The following is a 23763-nucleotide window of genomic DNA, read 5'->3' on the forward strand; positions in this document are numbered from 1 at the left end:
AAGCCTCGCTTTATACACCATAACTTATGCGGATTCACTTACAATGAAGTGTGAAAAATCTAACAAGCAGTTCCACCGGACAAATTTTAGCTGTCACCTTTTGTGCAAAAGACGCACAAAAACCGCCATCCAAAATTTGCGCGGTGAGCTGTGCGTTATGTTGAAAATCAATAAAATGGGGGAGCAATGAAGATTTCGTATTACGGCTACTCAGTAGAGCGTCATAGTGATGGCGAAAAATTTTTATTCGACTTAAGGCCATTTGTTGAGGCTTTTTCTAAATTTCAGAATGTCGATTTCAAAAACAGGTTTTCTCATGCGGGAGAAAATGTTTACCTTTTGAGAAGCGGAAAAGACTTTTATCTGTATTTGATTACCAGGTCGCAAGAGGTAATCAAGAAGATTAAATCTACGGACCACTCGGTTTCTGAAATAAACGACATGCTTCAACGCGACGAAAGACTCGGGTTTGCTTCATATGTCTATTTTGGTAAAGGATTTATTGGTTTCGCGTCCACAATAATGGCACCTAAGACCAAGTCGTTTTCAAACTTTATCAACGAGGTATTCGCAGCAATAGGCATAAATGACTATAAATTTTTACTTCACCCTTTCATGCAAGAGGCAACATTCGCCGATGCTCTGCAAATGCCCTTCATAGGACGCTCCTCGGTTCAGGTTTCAAAAGAAAATAAGCTTTACGAAGACATAAGAGATTTTTTCGGAGGTACTGCAGAAGAATTTGCGGAGGTTGATTCATTCGAAGTTACGGTTAAACCTAGAAAGCGTCAAAATATAGATGCAGCCATGAAAAAAATAATAAATAGTGTAGATCAATCAGGGCTGGATAAATTCATCTGTCGTGCGAAAGAGGATCTCGGTGATCATCTCATGGATATGTATTTGGTTGGCCAAGGGATGATATCAGATATTATTGCTAAGGGGGCTGATCACGAAATATATGAGGCTATATCCGCCAAGGTTGGAGATAATGATGAGCTGACAGCGAAGCTTGGGGAGCACGACGGTCATGAAGGATTCAAGAAAGATGAGCCTGAAGTTTTTTCTGGTTTTAATAACGTTGATGCCTGGGCCGATAAGTTATCTGATTTATGACTTTGGTGTTTCAAAGTGGCCAAGTTTTGCTTTGGGCCTTGGCGAAAAAGCACAAGCATTGGCGAATCTTATTGCCAGCTTCGCCTTCACTACGTTGGGTTTTTTAGCTGCAATAATAACCATTTTATTTGCTGTGGCTTCGACTCCAGCTTTCAAAAGCTATGTGAGAAAGGGATATTTGGATTTACTTTTTTTTCTATATTTTTTCACGCTTATAAATTTAGTATTTACAGCGTTTGTCTCGCTAACAATATTTTCGTCAGCGGTTGGCGCATGGGGGGTGCGGCTGCTACTAATGTCTTTTGTAAACAACATAATCCAAGTAGCACTGATCACGTTAGTCATATGCAACTTGGCTAGGAAGGCTAGCCATTCAACATAACCAAGGGCTTCAGCGGACCGCTTTTCCGGCGCGGGGCGCCTCCGAACCGGCCGCTGAGCCCAGGCGTTAATCAGCATTGCCTCAACATCAGCTCCTGGCCAAAGACCACCATTACCACTGCCGTTAATGTCGGTTTTGATTACAACCTTCTACATCCCACTTACCCTCATCACCTCCCTAGTAACAGCCTCATTCAACACCCCGCGTTTGGCTTCGATCAACGTGAGCCAGTCGCGGGCGCGGGTGATGCCGGTGTAGACCAGCTCGCGAGTGAGAATCGGGTTGATGGTGGGCGGTAGCAGCAGGGCGGTGTGTAAGAATTCCGAGCCTTGGGATTTGTGTACTGTCATCGCGAATACCGTTTCTATCGCATGCAAGCGGGAGGGCAGCACCCAGCGGATGGGGTTATCGGCATCGCTCGTGGCACTTGATGAAGGAAAGGCAACTCTTAACAGCTTTTGTTGCGGATTGCGGGGATCCGGCACCGCCAGGGTGATGCCGATATCACCGTTCATTAGTTTTAGGCCGTAGTCGTTTTGGGTGACCAGTACCGGGCGGCCTTCATACCAGCCTTTTTCTAGCGTGTAGTCACTGCCAAACAGCAGCTTTTCGCTACGTAGGGTTTTGGCGATATGCAGGTTTAAGCCTTCTACCCCCCAGGGGCCTTTGCGCAGCGCGCATAGCAGCTGGAAGTGGCTGTAGGCACTTAGCACCTCAAAGGCCCAGGCGTTATAGGCCGCTGGGTTGTCCTCAAACGATTCTCCACGCGGGCGCTGTGCGTTCAGCACTTTTAGGTAGTGGCGATAGCCAGTGGGCGGGGCGATGGGTTCATGTTTGTGGTTAGTGCGACCTTCGCCGCCATTGACAAACTTATCCGCGCTGCCGTGAATGACCAGCTTATCCAGCGCGGTGTCCTCTGAAAGCGTTAGGTGGTGTAAGTCTGGGTAGCCATGGCGCAGCACGGCGTTTACGGCCTGCTGTTTTTCCCGGTCAGTTTGGGCATGGCTTGGCTGGTTTATCGCCTGGGCTAACTGGCCGATGCCGCTGTGTTCGTTAAAGCGGTGGCTTACCCGCAGCATGGTAATGGCTTGGTCGAGCGGCTGGCCGTCAGCATCCAGGTACTCGGGTGGCAGCGGCTGGCCGGTGGCGCTTTCCAGCCATTGGGCGGTTGCTTGGGTGTAGTGGGCGGCTTCGGCGCAGCGGCATAAATCACCAAGTACCGAGCCAGCTTCTACCGAGGCTAGCTGGTCTTTATCCCCCAGCAGCACGCACTGGGCATTAGCGGGCAGGGCGCTCAGCACGGCGGCCATCATTTCGATATCCACCATCGAAGCTTCGTCGATCACCAGTACATCCAACGCTAGCGGATTGGTGGCGCTGTGGCGGAAGTGGCGGGTGTCGGGGCGGGCGCCTAATAAGCGGTGAAGCGTGGTGACTTCAGTTGGGATGGCGGCTTTTAGCTGTTCTGTGGCTTTATCATCGTCGACGTGTCGAACCAAAGCTAAAGCTCCCTCCCACAAAGCTTCCTCCCACAAAGATCCTTCCAACAAAGCTCCCTCCGACAAAGCTCCTTCCAACAAGGTAGCTAATCCTTTGAAGGGGAGTTGACTGACTTGCCCAGCAATGGATTCATTCAGGCGAGCAGCGGCTTTGCCGGTGGGGGCGGCTAGGCGAATGCGCAGCGGTTGGCTGGGTGAGCGAGACAGTTGCAGGGTTTGCAGAAGGGCGAGCAGGCGCACCACAGTGGTGGTTTTGCCGGTGCCGGGGCCGCCGGTAATAATGCCGAAGCGGCTGCGGGCGGCTAGCGCACAGGCGGTTTTTTGCCAGTCGAGGCCGTCGCTTTGCTTGAACAGAATATGCAGGGCCTGGGGGAGAAGGCCAGGGTGACTATCGTCACCCATCGCCCAATAAATTGGCCTCCTACAACGGTTATCAGTTGCCGTCGTGGCGTTATTATTCACCGCCTGTGTGTGTGTGGTGTTTTCATCTTCTAGGCGGCTGGCGATCTGCTGATGCAGGGTTTGCTCGTATTGCCAGTAGCGGCGTAGGTAGAGCCGCGTGTGGCTCTTATCACCGGCGTCTGAGTGAGTCGTTACTACCACCAGCGGTGTGTTGCCAGGGCCTTCGCTGGTGAGCAGTGGGTGATGCAGCGCAGTTTGCCATTCGCTTAGCGTGAGCGTTGCCAGCACGTCGCTGGGCAGCGGTGGCGGGTCGCTTAAATCATCCCCTTCTGGGGGTAGCGAAAGGGCGAAATCTGGTGCGTTGAGCGTGGCGTTTAAATCCAGACACACATGGCCACGGCCTAGCTGATGGCTGGCCAGCGCGGCGGCCAACAGCAGCAGTGCGGGGGCATCCGCTGCTTCGGCCGCTAGAAAGCGCACCAGGGCGCGGTCTAAATCGCGCAGCCAGCCCCTGGCTACCCAGCGCTCGCATAGGGTTAGCAATTCAGTGGTATCGCTTAACGCAGGGTGAGCGCTCACTGGCTCGGGGGCCATTGAGGGCTGGGCATCCTGTGTTTCAACGGCATCGCCAAATAGGTCGAAGGTGTGGGTGTCTTTAGGCTTACTCATACCGTCGCTTCCTGTGCGGGACTTGAAAACGATGCGCCTGCAAACAGGCTATCCAGTGCTTCGATCAGTTCAACCGGGGCGGGCTCGGAAAATACCCCGCGCCCTGGGCTGCGGCTGCCGCGCAGAAATACGGTCATCGAACCGCCTAGATGCTGGTGCGGGTCGTAGTCGGGCAAGCGCGCTTTTAGCAGCCGATGCATAGCCAGCAGGTAAAGCGCGGCCTGGAGGTCGTAGCGCTTGGCCAGTAGCGCTTGGCGCAGGGCTTCCGGTTCGTAATCGCTGTCATTCGGCCCTAAATAGTTCGATTTCCAGTCCAGTACGTAAAAGCGCCCTTGGTGCTCGAAGGCTAAATCAATAAAGCCTTTGAGCATGCCGTTTAGGGTGTCGGTGTCCAGCGCTGGGCGCTCAACCCCTGGCAGTAAGTGCTTGCTTACCAGCGCATCAATCGCTTGGGTGTTGACCCGTTGGGCGGCCAGCCAGAACTCAAGCTCTACTTGGTAGCTGGTGAGTTCGGTGAGCGCGACACTTTGTTGGTTTGGCGCGGCCAGCGGTAACGGCGTGGTGAGCAGCGCTGAAAGCCAGCCAGCCAGCGGTTCCTGCCATGCTTGCCAGCCGCGCAGCTGTACGCGCCGCCATAGCATATCGTTGAGTGAATCGTGGTCGTTGGCAGCGGCTGCAAAGCCTTGTCTGCCTGCCCATTCCAACAGCCCGTGTAAAAATGTGCCCGGCCCTGGGCCTCTGGGAAATTTATGCAGATGAAATGTTTCCTGCTGGGCCAACTGGGATAGTTCCTGCGGCTCATCCAATACTTCAAACGCGGTGGCTTCCTGGGCGGTGGTCGGTTCCAGGGGCGCTGCCGTGGGGGCGGTGAGCGTGCCGGAAAGGCGCAGCGCCGAGTAGCTGGCAATCCACCAGTGTTCCTTGGCTGGGCGCGTGGGCGTGCGGGCATGGCCAAGCGTGGCGCTTTGTTCAGAGAGGGCAAGGCGCTGGGCAGTGGGTGCCGGTGGCTCGCTGACGGCAATCTCACTGCCTTGTGCCAGCGCTTCCAGCGCGGTGGTTAGCTCTGCCGGTGCCAGCGTTTTTCCGCCGCTAATCAGGTAGCCGAGGGCGCTATTTTCCAGCCCTTGCAGCGAGGCTAGCCCCAGCCAAGTCGCGTGGCGGGCGCGGGTCAGCGCTACATAAAGCTTGCGTAGGTCTTCCCCTAAACGTTCGCGGTCGGCGGTGGCCAGCGTTTCTTCATCGGCGCTTAGGCTGAGCTGAAGATTGCCGTGGGCGTCGTGCCAGCGCAGCGGTATGTCTTTATCGCTCACCGGGCGGTGGTTAGCGATAAACGGCAGGAATACCAGCGGGTACTCAAGCCCTTTGGATTTGTGGATGGTGACCACTTTGACCAAATCCGCGTCGCTTTCCAGGCGCAGTTTGTGGCTGTCGCCATGGCTTTCCGGGTCGGCAATGGCCTCATACAGAAAGCGAATCAGCGCGTGTTCGCCGTCCAGTTCTGCGCTGGCTTGCTGCAGCAATTCGCCCAAGTGCAGCAGGTCGGTGAGCAAGCGCTCACCCTCTTCGAATTCCCCCAGTAGGCGGGCGGGAATATCGAAATCCACCATCATATGGCGTACCAGCGGCAGCACACCTTGGCGTTGCCATAGGCGATGATAGTGGCTGAATTGCTCCACCCGCGCTTCCCAAGCCAGTTCGTTTTGTTGCAGGTGATCAAGGTCGGCTAGGGTCAGTCCCAGCACTGGCGTCGCCAAAGCGGCGCGCAGATGGGCTTCGGCTTGGCGGGAGCTGGCCAGTGGCTCGGCGCAGGCGCGCAGCCAGCGTTCTACCTGCTTGGCCATGGGCGAGCTAAATACTTTATCGTGGTCGGAAAGGTAAACACTCTTCACCCCTCGGCTGGCCAGCGCTAAGCGAATGGCGCGGGCTTCCTGCAGGCCGTTGACCAGCACTGCCATATCGGAAGGTTTTAGCGGGCTTAGCTCATCGCCTTTCTGGAAGCCGCTTTGGCCTTGTTTATTGCCACTTTGAGCTGCCGCGAGCAGTTCCACCATATAAGAGGCGCAGCGTTCGGCCATCTCGGTTTGGTAGGCGGTTTTGGAAAGTGGTTCTTCGCTTGTTAACGGCCACAGCGTCATGGCGGGCAGCGGCTGGCCTTGGTGGACCAGCTGTTCGTCGCGGCCTTTGGCGGCTACCGATAAGAACGGCAGCGGGTTTTCGCCGCCGTCTTCGCGAAATAGAAATGCCCCAGCTGGGTGCTGGTCGGCGTAGTGGAAGCAGTGATTGACGGCTTCCACCATGGCGCGGCTGGAACGGAAGTTGGTGCCCAGCGTGACGTGGCGGCCTGCGGTGTCTTGGCGGGCTTGCAGGTAGGTGAAGATATCCGCACCGCGAAAGGCGTAGATGGCCTGCTTGGGGTCACCGATCAGTAGCATAGCGGCGTCGCGGCGGGGGTTGGCGACATCATAGACCGCGTTAAAAATACGGTACTGAATCGGGTCGGTATCTTGGAACTCGTCAATCAGCGCGACGGGAAACTGGCGCAGAATCTGCGCGGCCAGGGCATCTTTGTTGGGGCCTTGCAGGGCGCGGTCTAAATGGGTGAGCAGGTCGTTGGGGCCCATTTCGGCGCGGCGTTCCTGCTCGCGCTCCATACGTAGTTTGCACCACTGCACGGCGTGAATCAGCAGGTCGTTGCGCGGTTCGGGCAAGGCGTTGAGGGCGGCGGGCATGTCCGCCAGCGCTTCCCAGGCGGCTGGGCAGGGTGGCGCGCCGTCTTTCCATATCTCGGCCATGCCGTCTGGGGTCAGGCGTTTCCAGGCGGCGGGGGTAAGCGCGGGGCGCTCAAGGTCGCTTTCGCACCATTCGCGCAGTGCACCTAGCCAACTGGCGCGGCTTTTGGCATTGAAGCTTTGGCCTTTGAAGGCTTTACGTTTGGCGGCCTCTTCCAGTGCGGGCACCAGTTCATCTAGCCAAGCGGGCCAGGGAGCTTTTAGCGTGCCTAATGTGGCGCTGCGTTCGGCTTCGGCAGCGCTTAATGTGTCGGCTGGCGCGGGGCGCTGGCTGCCCAGGGCGTCGCTTTCGTGGAGCAGCTTGCGTACATCTTCGTGGAGTTTATCCGGCGATTTCCAGTAGCGGGTAATGCTGCCCAGGGCGTCGGCATCCAGTGGGTAGTAGAAGGTGCGCCAGTAGTCGCGCACCACTTCTTGTTCCAGTTCGCGCTGGTCGTTTTCCAGGTTGAGCGAGAACAGGCTGCCGCTATCGAAGGCGTGTTCGCGCAGCATGCGGTAGCACCAGCTGTGGATAGTGGAAACGGCGGCTTCGTCCATCCATTCTGCGGCTAGCTCCAGGCGGCGGGCGCAGGCGGGCCAAGTGGCAGGATCATACTGGTCGCGTAGCTCAAGCAGCAGAGAGTCAGCACCGGCTTCATCGCTGGTTCTGAAAACATTGGCGGCTTCTACCAGCCGGTGGCGGATACGTTCGCGTAGTTCCTGGGTGGCGGCATTGGTGAAGGTAACGACCAGAATTTCCGGCGGGGTGAGCGGGCGCACAAAGGCGCTGTCGTCTTCGCTGTGCTGCCCGCCCAGCACCAGGCGCACGTAGAGCAGTGCGATGGTGAAGGTTTTGCCCGTGCCCGCGCTGGCTTCAATCAGGCGGCTGCCGTGAAGCGGTAGCGTAAGTGGGTTAAGCGGGGCGGGCTGACTCATCACGGGTCTCCGAAAGTAAAGCGCCCCAGCGCGGGGCCAAGACTGTATGAGTGCCCCGCCACCTGATAATCTTGTCGCCAAGCCACTCTTAGGACGCTTAGTTTACGCTACCAGCGGCTTCGGTTCACTTACACGTAGGGATCTCATGCTGACCTCGCTTCTGGATAATGACTTCTACAAAATCACGATGCAGAACGCCGTGATCAAACGCTTTCCCTATGCACATGCACGCTACGCATTTATCAATCGTGGCCAGCACGCGTTTCCTGAAGGCTTTGGTACTGCGCTCCGCCACGAGGTCGATAAAATGGCGGCGCTTCGCCTGAGCGATCAGGAAAAGCGCTACCTGGAAGTTACCTGCCCTTATCTTGACCCGACCTATCTCGATTTTCTGGCCGGCTTCCGTTACGAACCCTCCGAAGTAATCATCGAGCAGCAGGGCAGTGAGCTTTCGGTGGTCATCGAGGGGCCTTGGTACCGCACGATTTTATGGGAAGTGCCGCTGATGGCGTTGATCAGCGAACTTTGGTATCGGCTACGTGGCGTCTCGGTGACCCATGATGACGATGCACTGATCGAGCAACGCACCCAGGAGAAGATCGAGCTTTATCGCCGCTTAGGGCTGAAAATTGCCGAGTTCGGCACCCGGCGCCGTTTCTCCTTTGCGGTTCATGATCGAGTGGTGGAAGCGCTGCGCCACTACGGTGGTGAAGCCTTCAGCGGCACTAGCAATGTGCTGCTGGCTATGCGTCACGACGTGAAGCCGATAGGCACCCACGCCCACGAGTGGTTTATGTTCCATGGTGCCCGCTTTGGCTTCAAAATGGCTAACAGTCTTGCCCTTGAGCATTGGGTGGATGTGTATCGTGGCGATTTGGGAATTGCCCTAACCGACACCTTCACATCGTCCGCTTTCTTCGACAGCTTCGATAAAAAGTTTGCCAAGCTGTTTGACGGCGTACGCCATGATAGCGGCGACCCGATTGAGTTTGCCTCCCAAACCATCGCGCATTATGAACGCTTGGGAATTAACCCACTTAGTAAAACGATCATTTTTTCGGATGCCTTAACGCCGGAAAAAGTCGAGCGCATTCAAGCGTTTTGTCAGGAACGAATTGGGATGGCGTTTGGCATCGGCACCAACTTCACTAACGATGTCGGCGCTGAGCCGATGAATATGGTGATCAAAATGGTCGAGGCGCGCCCTGAAGGGCAGGGCTGGCTGCCGGTAATCAAACTCTCCGATGTGCCGGATAAGCATACCGGCGACCCGGAGATGATTTCGTTAGCAAAACGGATACTCTCGTTAAGCGAGACGAGTATTTAAGCTGGTTTTATGCTGGCCTAAAGAACCCGCATCACTAGGACGCCTGCCACCCATAGGCCAGCGCCAAAACTGGCGTGCGCGAAAAGACTGCGCAGCCTGGCGGTGGTTGGTTGCGGCGTCTTGCTAGCGGCAACCCCTGCGCCCATACCAGGCTGCAGGACTAGAAACGGCGCCATTACCGTTATCACACCGAAGCCTAACGCCGGTATGAGCGAGGGACGTGCCAGCCAGTTTGGCCCAACCAGCACTAAGAATATGATCGCGAAAGCGACGCCAATCAGATAGTGCGCCAGCCATCCTAGCGCCATTTCTGCCTGGATCGGGGCGCTTTCACCAATCGGCCGGTGGATGAACCTGCCCTTTGGCAAATGCCCTAGCCAACGCCCGACCATAGCGTAATTCAGCGAAGGAATACCCAGCAGCCGCTTCTGCAGCAGCGCGACTATGTCCATAAAAGCAGTTGCTCCCAGGCCGAGCAGTAGCGCATCGGTCAGCATCATTGCTGCGCTCCTGGCATTTTTGCCCCGGACGTCTCTGTGCTTGTTATCTTTGCTCTTGTTAACGGTTTAGCAACGGCGTATGGGCGGCTGTGCGTATTCAAAACAGGCATGCTTATTAGACTCCTGACAGTGTGGATAGACGTGTGGCTAGAAGTGTGGGTGGATACGTAAGGGAGAAGCGTTGTAGCCTATTACTTCAAGTCAACTTTAAGTCAAGTGCCATGCTCGATATTTCCGAACTGTCTCGAAAAAGCGGTATTCCTGCCTCGAAATTGCGCTATTACGAGGAAGTTGGCCTGATTAGGTCGGTGGGGCGCAATGGTCTGCGGCGGGTTTTCGAGACCAGCGTTTTAACACGCTTGTCGCTGATTGCGTTGGGGCAGGTCGCGGGTTTTTCACTGGCCGAGATGCGCGACATGCTTGGCACGCAACGGCAGCCGGAAATCGACCGTGAAGCGGTGAGTGCTAAGGCAGATCTTCTGGATCGCCACATTAACGAACTGGCAGCCCTTCGTGACGGTTTGCGTCATGTGGCGACCTGCACTGCGCCGAGCCATCTGGAGTGCCCGACGTTTCAACGTCTTATGCGCATCGCATTGGCTCGCCAGACTGGGCGAAGGCCTGAGCAGCAAAAGCGCCTTACGCAGAAAAACAGCCGTGCCAAGCAGAAAGGGAGTAAACCCTGATCACCCCATGGACACGATTGAGCTTGAATAGGGGCTAGACGAGGCGCTTAACGCACTACGATGCCGCTTTCTTGGCGTTCGCATCATCTTTCTTCGCATTACCTTTCACAGCGTAAAACAGCGGGGCGTACAGCGCTTCCGTGAGTTCGGCAAAGGTGTGCTTTCCGTTGGCGGTGCGGTCGAAAAACAGCCGTTCGAAGCGGGGCCATTGGTGGCCGAGATAAGGGCTCTGGTCGGCTTCGCCGGTGGTTTTAAATCCGCTCTCATAGGCTTTTTCGGCTGCGGCGTAGGCGTCGCTTTCCCTGCCTTTCTCAATCGCAATGTCAGGTGTGCCCAGTTTTGTCAGCCACGCAAAGGCGGCCTGGGGGGCTAGCGGAAGCGGTACTTCCAGGCCGTGTTGCCAGGCGCTTAGCTGGGTTTCCAGGTGGGCGTGGGCGGTGTCGGCAGCGATAGGTTCCAGGGTGATATTGCCGGCCTTGGAAAGTAACTGGGTGGTCATCGGACCGCTGAGATTGCCAGCCAGATGGGCAACCCAGTGGCGTAGCAGCAGATGCCACTGGTACTTGCTGTTCTTGATCAGGCTGCTGCTAAGCAATAACAGGCGGCAGCGGTTGCCCGCGTCATCCTGGCGTAGCTCGCCCAGCCAATCTTCCAGCGTAATACCGTTACTACCTTCCAGGTGAATGGCTGCTGGGTCACCTAGCGCAATCGGCCAAGCGCCTAGGGCTTCTTCGTAGTCGCTGAACAGGGCTTCCATGGGTTCTGCTAAGGCATCGCGCATGCGCTCGCCAAAGGCACCCATGGCCAATACGCCTTGGCCCTGAAAACGTTCAAGGGCTGCGTGCAGTGCTTCAATGCGTGGCTCGCCGCGATCAATGGCGTGGCGCTGGGCGGCGATCAGTTGGTCTTGCAGCTGCCAGTTTTGCAGGCCATCCAGGGCGAACGGTTCTTCGTCCAGCTCGGCAATCGCTTCCTGCTCGAAATACACTCCCAGCCGGGTATTGAAGAAGGCGCGTATCGGCTCGCGCAGGAATTGGCCCAACTGGCCAAGCGTCAGGTTGGTGGGGATGTTTTCCGGTGGGGAAAGTGTCGGTTGGGCAGCTTGAGGCGTGCGCGGTGCGTGTACCTCGCGCCATTCATGTGCATAGGTAAACAGTCGCGAGGCTTGCGGGTTGCTAGCAAAATAAGCGCGGCTAAATGGCTGCAGCGGGTGCTCTGTGGTTAGCGCTTCCAGCAGTGGCGTGCCGTTCTCGATCTGCCAGCCTGCTTCCAGGTGGTCACGCAGTTGACCGACCAGCACCGAAGGCGGTAGCGGGGTGTTGTCGATTTGGCTCCTGCCTACCCAGCTTATGTAGAGCTGGTCGCGGGCGGAGAGCAGCGCTTCCAAAAACAGGTAGCGGTCGTCTTCCCGGCGGGAGCGGTCACCGGGGCGGTAGTCACTGCCCATCAAATCAAAATCTAGCGGTGGCTGAGAGCGGGGGTACTCACCGTCGTTCATGCCCAGCAGGCACACGCGCTTAAACGGAATGGCGCGCATGGGCATTAGCGTGGCGAAGTTGACCGCACCGGCTAGAAAGCGCTGGGAAAGGCTGTGTTCATCAATCTGTGCCAGCCAGTGTTCGCGCACCATGGAGAGCGGCAGCGGTTCGTTTAACTGGGCTTCCTCGCTGCTTTCCAGCATTTGCTGCAAGCCGTTTTCCAGCTTGGTGAGCATCACGCTTTCTTGGGCGTCGTCGGTCAGGAAGAAGGTTTCCAGCAGCGTGCGTAGCCGCGCTACCCAGTTGGCGGCATCGGTGGGCTGGCAGAAGGTTTCCCAGGTCTCTTCGAGCTTTTCCAACAAGGTGGCTAACGGCCCGGCGAGGCCCGCTTCCAGCCCGCCGATATCGTCAAACGGCTCGATTCCTTGCCAAGCGTGGCCTTCGCCCACGGTGTAGCCGAGCAGCAAGCGGCGCAGGCCAAACGCCCAGGTGTTTTGGCTTAACCCGCCGGGTAGCTCAAGTGTCTGGCGCTGCTTGGCATTCAGCCCCCAACGAATGCCTGCACCCTCCATCCAGCGCTCGAGTACCGGTAGGTCGCGCTCTTCCAGTCCAAAGCGCTGGCGCAGAGCGGGTACATCGAGTAGGTCCAGTAAGTCGCTGACCGAAAGGCGTAGCTCAGGTAGGCGCAGCAGCTTTTCCAGGGCAATCATCAGCGGTAGGCGGTGGCGACTGGCTTGGTCGGAAAGCGTATAGGGAATATGCCGTGGGTCGTCGTTTTGTAGTTGGCCAAACACTGCGGCGATATGCGGCGCGTAGCGGTCGATATCTGGCACCATGACGATGATATCCCGCGGGCGCAGCTCAGGGTCGGCGCTAAAGGCGGCCAGCAACTGGTCGTGGAGAATCTCAACTTCCCGCTGGGGGCCATGGGCAATATGAAACACCATGGAATCATCTGCCGAGCTTAGCGCGGGCCAGTGGGTTTGGGTTTCCGCCACGGGGCGCAGTTCGCGAATATCATCTTGCAGTTGGCTGAGCAGGCAGTCGCGATCAACGCCGTTAAACGGCTCGAACATATCAATGCGTAGCGCCTGCTGCTCAAACAGGGTCTGGTAGTTGCCTGAATCGTCGTGTTCATCCAGTAGGCGCAGGTAGTCGCGGCCCTGCTTGCCCCAGGCGGCGAGTAGCGGCTGAGCGTGCAGATGCAGGGCATCGTCGGCGTCGCCGGTGCCCAATACATCCAACGCTTCGGGCATACCGGTTTTGCGCCGCTGGCGGTAGCGGTTGGCGCGCAGTAAATCTTTGTGTTCGATGATATCTGCCCAGTAGAACTGGCAGGGGTTGTGCACACACAGCACGATTTGGCAGCAGCGAGAGAGTGCTGCCAGGGCTTCCAGGGTTTGTTGGGGCAGCGATGAAATACCAAAAATAATCAGCCGCCGAGGCAGGCCGTGTGGGCAGGGCTGGCCTTCCAATTGTTCAGTCGCTTTCAAAAAGCGCCGATGCACTTGGGCACGGCTACTGTTGATGCCTGCATCGCCTTGGGTGGCGGCGACATCGTCGCGCAGAATGCGCCATAGCGCGGGCTGCCAGCGCTGGTGCTCTTCCAGCGGGCGGGGTTCGCCCCGAGCGGTAATCAGCACGTCATCACCGTTGGCCCAGGCATCTAGCCAGTCGGCGCGGTAGACCTGATACTGGTCGAACAAATCCGCCAGCCGTTCGGCCAGTTGGTAGTGCTTGCGCTGGTCGCGGTCGACTTCCAAGAACTGTGCCAGCGGCGCGAACACTTCCTGCCCCGCTAGCGTGGGCAACAGGCGCAGTAGCCGCCATACCAAGCGCGATTTATCAAACGGCGAGGTTTCAGGCACCGCGTCGCCATCCTGGTCAACATGGGTGAGCACCGTGCGGTAGGCCTGCCATAAAAACCGCGCGGGCAGCATGACATCCAGCGCGGCGGCGATGCCTGCGCCGCCATTCTCTGGGTCTTCCGCCAACGCTAACTTTAACCACTGCCCAATGCCGTTGCTCTGCACCAGAATGGTCTCGTTTTCCAACGGCCCCAACGGGTGCAAGCGCATCCACTGCACCGCCAGCCCGCGCAAGTCTTCCAGGCGGTTAGCGTGCACCACCATAAAGCCAGGGGTAAGCGACGTTGGCGAGAATGGCGTTGGTGAGCAGTGTGAATTGGCAGACATGCGGTGGTGTTCCTTCGCGGCATTAGGCATTGGGAATAGCGCGTAGCGCTATGGTGCCATAAGTTAAGTGCCTTGCGGGATGCGCGTTATATCGCCAAGCTATGTGGATACCGTGCGTAACGCGATGTGAGTCAAGCAAAGAGGAATTCCCCCATGACCGAGCCTACTACGAATACCCGCCGCCATTCAGCCCAGGTGGTGGATGGCCCTGGCAAGGCGGCCAGCCGTGCAATGCTGCGGGCGGTGGGGTTTAACGACGATGACTTTACCAAGCCCCAGGTGGGCGTTGCCTCTACCTGGAGCATGGTGACCCCGTGTAATAGCCACATCGGTGAGTTAGCAGAGTTCGCCCGAGACGGTGCCGACGCGGCGGGTGGTAAAGGGGTGATCTTTAATACCATCACTATTTCCGATGGCATTGCTAATGGCACCGAAGGCATGAAGTACTCGCTGGTTTCCCGCGAGGTGATTGCCGATTCCATTGAAACCGTGGCGGGCTGTGAAGGCTTTGATGGGCTGGTGGCCATTGGCGGCTGTGACAAAAATATGCCGGGTTGCGTGATGGGCTTGGCACGGCTGAATCGCCCCAGTGTGTTTGTGTATGGCGGCACCATTATGCCCGGTAAAGGCCATACCGATATCGTGTCGGTATTTGAGGCGATGGGCGCCCACTCCCGTGGTGATATTGACCTGATCGAACTGAAAAACATTGAAGAAACCGCGATTCCTGGCCCGGGTTCCTGTGGCGGTATGTACACGGCCAATACGATGGCATCTGCCATTGAAGCATTGGGTATGAGCCTGCCGGGTAGCTCGGCGCAGAACGCCATTTCCCAAGATAAGCGCGATGACTGTAAAGCGGCAGGCGAGGCCGTGCTGGCACTGCTGGCTAGTGACATCAAGCCTTCTGACATCATGACCCGCGAAGCGTTTGAGAATGCGATTACCGTGGTGATTGCGCTGGGTGGCTCTACCAACGCGGTGCTGCATTTGATTGGCATGGCACGCACCATTGGCGTGGAACTGACGCTTGCCGACTTCACCGAGATCGGCAAGCGCGTGCCGGTAGTCGCTGATCTGCGCCCCAGCGGCCACTATATGATGAGCGAGCTGGTGGCGATTGGTGGCATTCAGCCGCTGATGAAAATTTTGCTGGAAGCAGGATTGCTGCACGGCGACTGCTTAACAGTGACGGGTAAAACGCTGGCCGAAAACCTGGAAGATGTTGAGCCTTATCCCATGGATCAGCAGATTATTGCGCCGCTGGGTAACCCGCTTAAAGCTGAAAGCCATCTGCGTATTTTGTTTGGCAACCTGGCGCCGGAAGGTGCAGTGGCCAAAATTACTGGTAAAGAAGGGACGCGCTTTAGTGGTTCGGCGCGGGTGTTTGGCTCTGAAGAAGAGGCCCAGGCGCGCATTAACGACGGCACCGTGGTAGCGGGCGATGTCGTGGTGATTCGTTATGAAGGCCCGAAAGGCGGCCCCGGCATGCGCGAAATGCTTACACCAACGTCTGCGATTATGGGGCGTGGCCTGGGTAATGATGTGGCGTTGATTACCGATGGGCGCTTCTCCGGCGGCAGCCATGGCTTTGTTGTCGGGCACGTATCACCGGAAGCCTTCGATGGCGGCCCGTTGGCGCTGGTACAGGATGGTGATGCCATCACTATTGATGCCGAAGCCGACACCATTGAAGTGGACATCAGCGATGAAGAGATGATGCGCCGCCGCGCCGCCTGGCAGCAGCCAGAACCGCGCTACCGCAAAGGCGTGTTGGCGAAGTATGCCAAGCTGGTCAGTTCTGCCAGTACCGGTGCGGTAACCGATTAACCTGCACCTCAATACGTGAAGGTACCTGGATCAGCCCGCGGGTGCCTCATTCGCTCGTTCCTCGCGAGATTCGTTACCACGCGCTACTTAAATCATTGAATAGGCAGATTTTGTAGCGCGGCGTAAGCTTCAGTGCCTGGATCAGCCCGCGGGTGCCTCATTCGCTCGTGCCTCGCGAGATTCGTTACCACGCGCTACTTAAATCATTGAATAGGCAGATTTTGTAGCGCGGCGTAAGCTTCAGTGCCTGGATCAGCCCGCGGGTGCCTCATTCGCTCGTGCCTCGCGAGATTCGTTACCACGCGCTACTTAAGTCATTGAATAAGCAGATTTTGTAGCGCGGTGTAAGCGTCAGCGCACCCGCGTTGATGAAGCCCCAGCGGATGATCGTGCACACTGTCATCACTGTGTCAGCTTTAATCAGTAGGTTAGGTCTTTTGTCCACACGGGGAAGCTTACGCTATGGCTGAAAAGCACCATCTGAACGAGCGGATAAGCGAGGTGTTTTGGGCGTTTTTGGCCTTGGGATTAACCTCGTTTGGCGGGCCGGTGGCTCACCTGGGCTATTTTCGAACGGCTTTTGTGGAGCGCCGACAGTGGTTAAGCGAAAGCGCCTACGCGGATCTTGTGGCGCTGTGCCAATTTTTGCCGGGGCCTGCCAGTAGCCAAGTGGGCTTTGCTCCGGGATTAATGCGCGCCGGGCCTTGGGGGGCGGCCATGGCATGGCTGGCATTCACGCTGCCTTCCGCCATAGTACTGGTGCTGTTCGCGTTTGGCGCGGCGGTACTGGATGGCCCGATTGCCAGCGGCATCATTCATGGCTTAAAAGTTGTCGCGGTAGCCATTGTGGCCCACGCGGTGTGGGGCATGGCGCGTAACCTTTGCCCTGATAAAACCCGGGTGGGAATTGCGCTGGCGGCTGTGTTTGTAGTCGTTATGGTCAGTGGGCCGCTGGGGCAGGTCGCTGCGATTGTGCTAGGCGGTATCGCCGGGTTGGCACTATGCCGCAGTATTGCCGCGGTTACGCCCAGTGAGCCACTGCAGTTTCCAGTCTCTCGCCGTGCAGGCACGATGGCGTTGGGGCTGTTCGCTGCGCTGCTGATAGTACTACCGCTAATGGCAGGCAGCGCTGGGTGGCTAACAGTGGCCGATGCGTTTTATCGCTCTGGTGCGCTGGTATTTGGCGGTGGGCATGTGGTGCTGCCGCTGCTGGAAGCGGAAGTGGTGCAATCTGGCTGGATTACCGCAGATGAGTTTTTGGCAGGCTATGGGGCTGCCCAGGCAGTACCCGGCCCGTTATTCACCTTTGCTGCTTACTTGGGCGCGCTGTTGCCCGGTATCAATAGCGTGGTTGGTGCGCTGCTGGCGCTATTGGCGATCTTTATTCCTGGCTTTTTGCTGTTGGTGGGAGTGTTGCCCTTTTGGAATCATTTTCGCCGTTGGCAGAGCGCTCAGGCGTTGATGCGCGGTGCTAACGCGGCAGTGGTGGGTATTTTAGGCGCGGCGCTTTATCAGCCGGTATGGACCAGCGCGATTATCGGGCCTTATGAATTTGTTTTGGCGCTGACGGGCTTTTTACTGCTGACCGTCTGGAAACTACCTGCATGGATCGTGGTCATTGTAATCGCCCTGGGTGGGGTAGTGATCACGCTGTAGCATCACTACCCCAGCCGGTTTATACGCGGCTTACTCTCACGGGTAGGCCTTGGCGCACGCTGGCGCCGCTAATCGGTTCAAGCCAGGTGCCGCCTATCTCGCGCGTAGGGTCTTGAAAGCCTAGGTCGTTGATATTGATACCGGCGCGCATCCAGGGCATATCTGGCTGGGATTGACCGTCAATGACGTGTGGCGTGGCACCTAAATCTTTGTGCCCGTAGCCGTGTTCAATACCCAGTGCGCCGGGCACAACGCTTTCGCTGACCAGTGCAAGCCCAACTATGCTGCCTCCTGGGCTTTCAATGCGGATGGTGTCGCCATGCTGGATGCCGAAGCGTTCGGCATCTTGGCGGTGCATTTGCACAGGGTTATACGGCTTGATCATTCTTAGCCGCTCGTTACCAATGGCGTAAGAGTTCATCAGGTTGGACTTGAATGAAAACGCTAGTAGTGGCCACTCCTGCTCTGAAAATACCTCACGCATGGGTTGCTTGTTGGCGAGCTGTGGCAACTTGTGACAGGGCACGCCGCTATTGGGTAACCCGTTAGTGGTATCAATGCTGGTGCCCACTGCTTCGTTGTAAACGCACAGCGTTTTTTTCCACTGATGTTTCAGGTGATCGCCGACAAAGTGTTCGCTTGCCTCTTCGAAACGCCCACCCCGGGCGTAAAGGTAGGCAACGCGGCCGCGTTCGTCGGCTTTCAGTGTACGTTCGAGTTTGGGCAGTAGCGGGGTAATGCCGCCGTGAGTAATGTCCGCAGCGTTCGCTTCTGGCAGCGGTTCATCTTGAAAGGCAATATTGGCGGCCGCCCGAAGGTAATAATCTTCAGCGCGGTTGAGCGGGTGAAGATTGCCGTCGGCATCGGGAATGGCGTTGTCGCCGAAGCCCGGCAGCCCTAGCCGTTTAGCAACGGCGATAAAGAAGCTGTCCATGGATACCGGCTCGCCTTCGGCGGTTTTTTGCTGGCGGGGCTCAACGACTGGCCAGCAAGCGGTGGAGAGTTTGCCCAGCGTGCCTTTCCAGGAGCCTGCAAAGCCCCAGACTTCGTACATCACCGAATCAGGCACAATGTAGTCGGCATAGCGATTGGTTTCATTGATAAACCCATCGATGGCCACAAAGAGGCCCAACCGTTTGGGGTCTTTCAGCTTATCGACAATTACCCCTTTCAGGCCCGCTTGACCATAAATTGGGTTAGCCATACAGCCAATCACCGCTTTGATCGGGTAGGGGTAGCCATCCAGTGCGGAAGGTAAGTGCTCGGTTAGTGTTGGCGGTGCCAGTGAGCGCCAGGGCGCTTTCGAGGGATAGGGGTTTTCGCCTGTCGCGAGCTTGCGCTGGTACTCCGATGATTTCTCATAGGGAAAACGTGAGCGGGAGAGGAACACGCCTTGGGGCCCACGTTTGCCAGGGAAGTTGGCGAGGTCGTAGCGGGGGCCTTCGCCGGTGCCGCTATAGGTTCCACCGCCCACTGCGCTACCACCTTTCATATTGTAGTTGCCAGCCAGCAAGTTAAGCATTTGCACGCCAAATGCGGCGTAAAAGCCATTGCCTGACATCATGCCGCCGTGGCAGTTAACGGCGGCTTTCCTGCCATGGCTAGCATAACGTTGAGCCAGCTCGATGATCGTTGTTTTGGCAATGCCGCAATGTTCAGCGTAGGTGTCTAGGTCGTACTGATTGGCGGATTCACGCAGCAGCGCTAGGCTGGTTTTGACGGTGACGGTGGTGCCGTCGACAAGCTCCACTGGGCGTTCGGCAAACAGATCGGCGGTCATTACCTGTTCGCTTAGTGCCAAGTCGCCCTCTGACACCACGACGGGGATGTCAGCATCGCTACCTGGCTCGGCAAAACCAAGGTCGCTGGCACGCAAAAAGTAGCCTCGGCGCGGATGCTCGAAGGTATCAATCACTAAATGGGTGGCGTTGGAGTGAGTGGTTTCTCCCGCTGCATCGGCGGCGGCTTGACCGGGTAGTTCAAGAAATTCCTTGGCATAACCGTCGTTATCCAGTAGCCACTGAATAATTGCCATGGCAAAGGCGCTATCGGTGCCAGGACGGATCGGCACCCAGCGGTTGTTGTCCGCGGCATGGGAAGTCGCAGCGTTCAACGCGGGGTCCACTACCACATATTCCAGCGTGCCGGCGGCGCGCGCCTGTGCAAGCAAGCGGCCCTGGCGTTTAAACGGGTTGCCTGCCTGGCTGGGTGCGCAGCCGATATACATGATAAAGCGTGCGTTCTGTATATCTGGCTTTACGTGAGCATTAGTGACGATGTTGTTCATCACTGCTCCAGAGCCCATGCGGAACGCTAGGCCACAGTAAGCGCCATGATGGCCATAGTTGCGGGTCGCGAAAGCGTTCAAGGTGAAGCGTTTAAGTAAATCCGAGCGTCCGTAGTCAGTGGCTTCCATGACCATCAACTGATTAGCTTTGGGGCCGTACTCAGGGTTGTCGGGATCAATCAGCGTGTCGTGGTCGCGAATGTCACGTAGACCGTCTACTTGCCCTTCACCGAACAGGTCACCCCCTTCGCAAATTTCCTCGATAAGTTGCTCAAACGATATTTTTTGCCACTCGCGGCTGCCTCGTTCACCGACCCGTTTAAGGCAGTGATCAATACGGAACGGGTTGGTGATCTGGCTCATCATTGCATTGCCACGGGCGCACGCGGTGGAGCGGTTAACTTGCCCGTGTTCTTGGTAAGCACTCACGCTGCGCAATGCATCAGCCACCGGCGTTTGCATTGGCAAATGGTCATCGGCAGAAAGTGGATGATAGGGGTTGCCAGCTACTCGTAGTACTTCGCCGCGCGTGTCATCGACCCGCACGCGCACTCCACACTGGGTGGTGCAGCCGTAGCAAATAGTAAAAGCCACCCGTTGATCGGGGGTGAGGGTTAGTTCACCGGTCGCTAAATCGACACGATATTCAGGCGTCAGCGAATTGCCATGAATATTATGCTGCGGTTTTTCACCTGCGCTGCCGGTAATGCCTTTGGCCATTTTAGCCAGCGGGTCGGCGTAGCCCACGGCAAAGGTAGCGGCACCGCCAGCGGCAGCGGCGCCTTTTAGAAAGCGACGGCGTGAGGGATCTTGAGCAGACTTAGCCATGACTAGGCGCTCCTTTGTTAGCAGTGAGTGGGGCGCGAGATGCAGCTTGGGCGTTACCTGGTAGCTGGCTACCTTGTTGGGCCTGTCGCCATGGAATAAATAGCTCGATCAATAAAATGGCTGCCAGCCACAGCCCGAAAGTGCCGACAATGCCTAAAATGCCGGAAGAACCAGCAGGGATACCGTAGTGATGGAAACCTGCACTGTTACGAGCCACATGTTGAACATCCATCAGCACTACCCAACGGAACATCCAGCCCATGTGGATAGCCACCAGCCCTAGCAACCATGCCCAGGCAAACAGTGCTGGCTGGCGCTGAGCCGAACGTGTTAACAGAAATACCACGCTGGCAAATAGCGCAACGCCGGTAAGGCCACCCCAAAGTGCGGTGCTGCGCCAAGAGGGGCTGAAACGGACAGATTCCAGTGCCGCCGCCACTGAGCCAACGTGGGCATTCAAGCCATCTAACAGCCAACTGAGCGCGATAAGCCCCGCTAGCGCACAGAAGGCTAGCAGGACATAGAGCATCTGCCGGGTGGCGTCGGGCGCGCAGATTCTGCTTACGCGGTTGAGAACCAGTATTAACCCAGCGGCGGCAATAAATCCGCTCGCTACCAGCATGGGCGGTAGCCAAATGGTGTTCCATAGCGGGCGAGCTTTGACGATAGCTAACTCCGCTCCGGTGTAGAGCATAATGGCGCTTGAGAGCATCAGCGCGGCCAACCCAACCAGGGCCACCAGCGCTTTGGGTGTCGCGCCACTGCCCATACTCAACCACTTGGCGATCAACCCGCTCAGCCCTGCTGCCTGTTGGCGGGCCTGCAGCGCGGGTCGCCAAGCCAGCCAGGCGAAGCCTAAAACGCTGATCAGATACAGCGGCAGTACCACACTGCCAATCGACATCCACGAATGCGTATTGGCGTAGGCGTAGAAATGCCAAAAGCGCAGTGGCTGGTGTAGATCTGCCAATAAGGCCACCGGTGCGACTAACGTTGTGCTGACGCAGGCGATCATTGCCAGACGTGCTGTAGGCAACCAGGATTGCTTGCCAAACACCAGTGCGGGCGCTGCCAGCCAAAGGCTGGCGTAGGAGACCGCAATCATAAAAAAGTACTGCACTGCCCAGGGATACCAGGCGATGTCATAGCGTGGGGCGAGTAGTTCAATGGTGGAATTCATAGCCCATCTCCTGGCCGTGTGGGTCGAGCACTTCAAGCGCCACGGGTTCTGCCACGGGGCGCGTAGTGAATCGTTCGTCCATACCTAAATAGAACACTTGGGGAAGGGTGTTTTTTTCTGGCTGAAGCACCATGAGCGCGTCGCGATGCTCGTTGATCAGACGGCTGATTTGGCTGTCTGGATTGCGCATATCGCCAATAATGCGGGCACCACCCACACAGCTTTCAACGCAGGCAGGCAGTAGCCCCGCTTCTAAACGGTGAGCACAGAAGGTGCATTTGTCGGCAGTTTGAGTGCGTTCGTTAATAAAACGGGCATCGTAGGGGCAGGCGTTGACGCAGTAAGCACAGCCGACGCAGCGGTCACTATCGACGACAACGATGCCATCCTGCTGTTGATAGGTCGCCTCAACGGGACAAACAGGCACACAGGGCGGATTTTCGCAGTGGTTACATAGCCGCGGCAGCATAAACGTTGCCAGTTCACCACTTTCTTGGTGTTGCACTTCGTATTGAGAGACAGTGGTTCGAAACTGGCCAAGCGGTGCAGCATTCTCGATATGGCACGACACCGTGCAGGCTTGGCAGCCGATGCATTGGCGAAGGTCGATTAGCATGCCGTAGCGTTTGCTAGGGTCGCCTTCGCGGCGGGCAGGCTGCTGATTAATGCCAGCTTGAGCAAGACTGGATAGCGGCACTAGCGCAGCGCCCGCGCTTAGTCGGGCCAATTGGCCTAGCAACGACCGACGAACGGCGTCCATAACGCCTCCTTAGCTGATAAAGATGTTGCTGATAGAAACAAGTCGTTGTTTCACAGCGAGTGATCTGGATACGCTAAGGTTACGCCTTTGGTATTATAAAAAATTGATACGTGTCAATGGGTTAGCGAGAGTTTCTTAATGTTCTCTTAATCCTGGAACGCTAATTAGCTGTTTTGAAACAAAAACAGGCCTGCCCAGCGGGCAAGCCTGTTAGCAAACAAAGGGGATGAATGATTACGTTAGGTAGCAACTATTGCTATGGCGTCTCCAGCTCTAACGTGCGACGCAAGACATTGAGTTCATCAATATCTAGGTGCTCTAGCCTTCCGGCGAGCAGGTCGCTGATCTTTTGTACTGGAAGCCCAGCCCGGCGGGCTATTTCGCGGCTTCCCAGATCTGATACGGCGATCAGGCGGGTAATGATACGCATTAGGCGCGTACGTTTTTCTAAATCCCTGACATCGAGGTCAGGGCTGCTTCGCGGAGGATCTAGCGTTTCTGCGTGAGCAGTTGAGTATGCCGTACTCATGGGACTCCATCAGTCTGAAATGACAAACACACAATGCCGCCAAGTCGCGCGCTTTTCAATGCTACTTTGATTAAAATTTCGATCTATTTACAAACGCGCTCTAAGCGACTAGCTCTGGTAGACTATGCGCCTTCTAATTTCCTGGTGAGCCGCTTGCGGCACACGGCACATTAAACGCTTGATTGCTTTAGTAGGCCCTTTGGCCGAGGAGTTTTTGCATGTCGAACAGCGCACCCAAAGTGGGCGTGATCATGGGGTCGAAATCTGATTGGCCTGTCATGGAACACGCGGTGGCGATGTTAGAGCGGCTGGGCGTCCCTTATGAGACCCGCGTCGTCTCCGCTCATCGTACCCCTGACTTGTTGTTTGACTATGCTAAAAGTGCCGCTGAACGTGGCTTGCAAGTAATTGTGGCGGGAGCGGGCGGTGCTGCCCATTTGCCCGGCATGGTGGCTTCCCAAACGGCGCTGCCAGTGCTGGGCGTGCCGGTGGAATCCAAAGCGCTTAAAGGCTTGGATTCATTGCTTTCAATTGCGCAGATGCCCGGTGGCATCGCTGTTGGCACACTGGCGATTGGTAAAGCAGGCGCGACCAATGCAGGCTTGTTGGCAGCACAGATTGTCGGTTTGCAGGACACCAACGTGCGTGAAGCGGTCGAGGCTTTCCGCGCTGAGCAAACTCAAATGGTGCTGGATAACCCAGACCCTCGCCCCGATGCGGAAGCGAACTAAGGAA

General features: G+C 56.8%; 14 protein-coding genes. 6 read left to right on the plus strand and 8 right to left on the minus strand.

Annotation, left to right across the window (positions count from 1 at the left end):
* Nucleotides 1-186 precede the first annotated feature (186 nt).
* Nucleotides 187-1116 carry a hypothetical protein gene (locus INT21_RS02390; RefSeq protein ID WP_226930571.1) on the plus strand — a complete coding sequence of 310 codons (930 nt, stop codon included), beginning with the start codon at nucleotides 187-189 and terminating at the stop codon, nucleotides 1114-1116.
* Nucleotides 1117-1647: 531 nt separating this feature from the next.
* On the opposite strand, the gene recD is transcribed toward INT21_RS02390, so the two are convergent.
* Nucleotides 1648-4068, minus strand: coding sequence for an exodeoxyribonuclease V subunit alpha (gene recD, locus INT21_RS02395; RefSeq protein WP_193084808.1), 2421 nt, complete (start codon nucleotides 4066-4068; stop codon nucleotides 1648-1650).
* Nucleotides 4065-7772: an exodeoxyribonuclease V subunit beta gene (recB, locus tag INT21_RS02400; protein WP_193084809.1), complete on the minus strand. Its 3708-nt coding sequence runs from the start codon at nucleotides 7770-7772 to the stop codon at nucleotides 4065-4067. The genes recD and recB overlap by 4 nt, the downstream gene beginning before the upstream one ends.
* 145 nt (nucleotides 7773-7917) lie before the next feature.
* On the opposite strand from recB, the gene pncB reads away from it, so the two are divergent.
* On the plus strand, nucleotides 7918-9099 hold the full coding sequence (gene pncB, locus INT21_RS02405) for a nicotinate phosphoribosyltransferase (protein WP_193060881.1): 1182 nt from the start codon (nucleotides 7918-7920) through the stop codon (nucleotides 9097-9099).
* Nucleotides 9100-9116: 17 nt separating this feature from the next.
* Here the strand turns inward: pncB and INT21_RS02410 are convergent, their stop codons facing one another.
* Nucleotides 9117-9599 (minus strand): DUF2938 domain-containing protein, encoded by a 483-nt coding sequence (locus INT21_RS02410; RefSeq protein ID WP_193084810.1) that lies wholly within the window; start codon nucleotides 9597-9599, stop codon nucleotides 9117-9119.
* A gap of 221 nt (nucleotides 9600-9820) precedes the next feature.
* Between INT21_RS02410 and INT21_RS02415 the strand changes: the two genes are divergently transcribed.
* Nucleotides 9821-10285 (plus strand): helix-turn-helix domain-containing protein, encoded by a 465-nt coding sequence (locus INT21_RS02415; protein WP_193084811.1) that lies wholly within the window; start codon nucleotides 9821-9823, stop codon nucleotides 10283-10285.
* Between the two features lie 55 nt (nucleotides 10286-10340).
* Here INT21_RS02415 and recC read toward each other — a convergent pair whose 3' ends face one another.
* Nucleotides 10341-13958, minus strand: coding sequence for an exodeoxyribonuclease V subunit gamma (gene recC, locus INT21_RS02420; protein WP_193084812.1), 3618 nt, complete (start codon nucleotides 13956-13958; stop codon nucleotides 10341-10343).
* Between the two features lie 153 nt (nucleotides 13959-14111).
* On the opposite strand from recC, the gene ilvD reads away from it, so the two are divergent.
* Both ilvD and chrA read left to right on the plus strand, forming a co-directional pair.
* The gene (gene ilvD, locus INT21_RS02425; protein ID WP_193084813.1) at nucleotides 14112-15788 is read left to right on the plus strand and encodes a dihydroxy-acid dehydratase; all 1677 of its coding nucleotides are present in this window, start codon (nucleotides 14112-14114) and stop codon (nucleotides 15786-15788) included.
* Between the two features lie 462 nt (nucleotides 15789-16250).
* Complete coding sequence (gene chrA / locus INT21_RS02430) at nucleotides 16251-17444, plus strand: chromate efflux transporter (protein ID WP_193084814.1); 1194 nt, start codon at nucleotides 16251-16253, stop codon at nucleotides 17442-17444.
* Nucleotides 17445-17463: 19 nt separating this feature from the next.
* Here the strand turns inward: chrA and INT21_RS02435 are convergent, their stop codons facing one another.
* The 4 genes from INT21_RS02435 to INT21_RS02450 all read right to left on the minus strand — a co-directional run bounded on the left by INT21_RS02435 (nucleotide 17464) and on the right by INT21_RS02450 (nucleotide 23028).
* A complete protein-coding gene (locus INT21_RS02435; RefSeq protein ID WP_193084815.1) occupies nucleotides 17464-20559 on the minus strand; it encodes a molybdopterin dinucleotide binding domain-containing protein in 3096 nt (1031 codons plus the stop codon).
* Nucleotides 20552-21739 carry an NrfD/PsrC family molybdoenzyme membrane anchor subunit gene (nrfD, locus tag INT21_RS02440; protein ID WP_193084816.1) on the minus strand — a complete coding sequence of 396 codons (1188 nt, stop codon included), beginning with the start codon at nucleotides 21737-21739 and terminating at the stop codon, nucleotides 20552-20554. The genes INT21_RS02435 and nrfD overlap by 8 nt, the downstream gene beginning before the upstream one ends.
* Entirely contained in the window at nucleotides 21723-22499 is a 777-nt protein-coding gene (dsrO, locus tag INT21_RS02445; RefSeq protein WP_125750271.1) for a sulfate reduction electron transfer complex DsrMKJOP subunit DsrO, read from the minus strand. Before dsrO ends, nrfD begins: the two co-directional genes overlap by 17 nt.
* Before the next feature lie 256 nt (nucleotides 22500-22755).
* Nucleotides 22756-23028, minus strand: coding sequence for an XRE family transcriptional regulator (locus INT21_RS02450; RefSeq protein ID WP_089039409.1), 273 nt, complete (start codon nucleotides 23026-23028; stop codon nucleotides 22756-22758).
* Between the two features lie 218 nt (nucleotides 23029-23246).
* Here INT21_RS02450 and purE point away from each other — a divergent pair, with 218 nt between their 5' ends.
* A complete protein-coding gene (purE, locus tag INT21_RS02455; protein WP_193060869.1) occupies nucleotides 23247-23759 on the plus strand; it encodes a 5-(carboxyamino)imidazole ribonucleotide mutase in 513 nt (170 codons plus the stop codon).
* Nucleotides 23760-23763 lie beyond the last annotated feature (4 nt).

The organism is Halomonas sp. 3F2F, from assembly GCF_014897805.1.
Classification (GTDB): Bacteria; Pseudomonadota; Gammaproteobacteria; order Pseudomonadales; family Halomonadaceae; genus Vreelandella.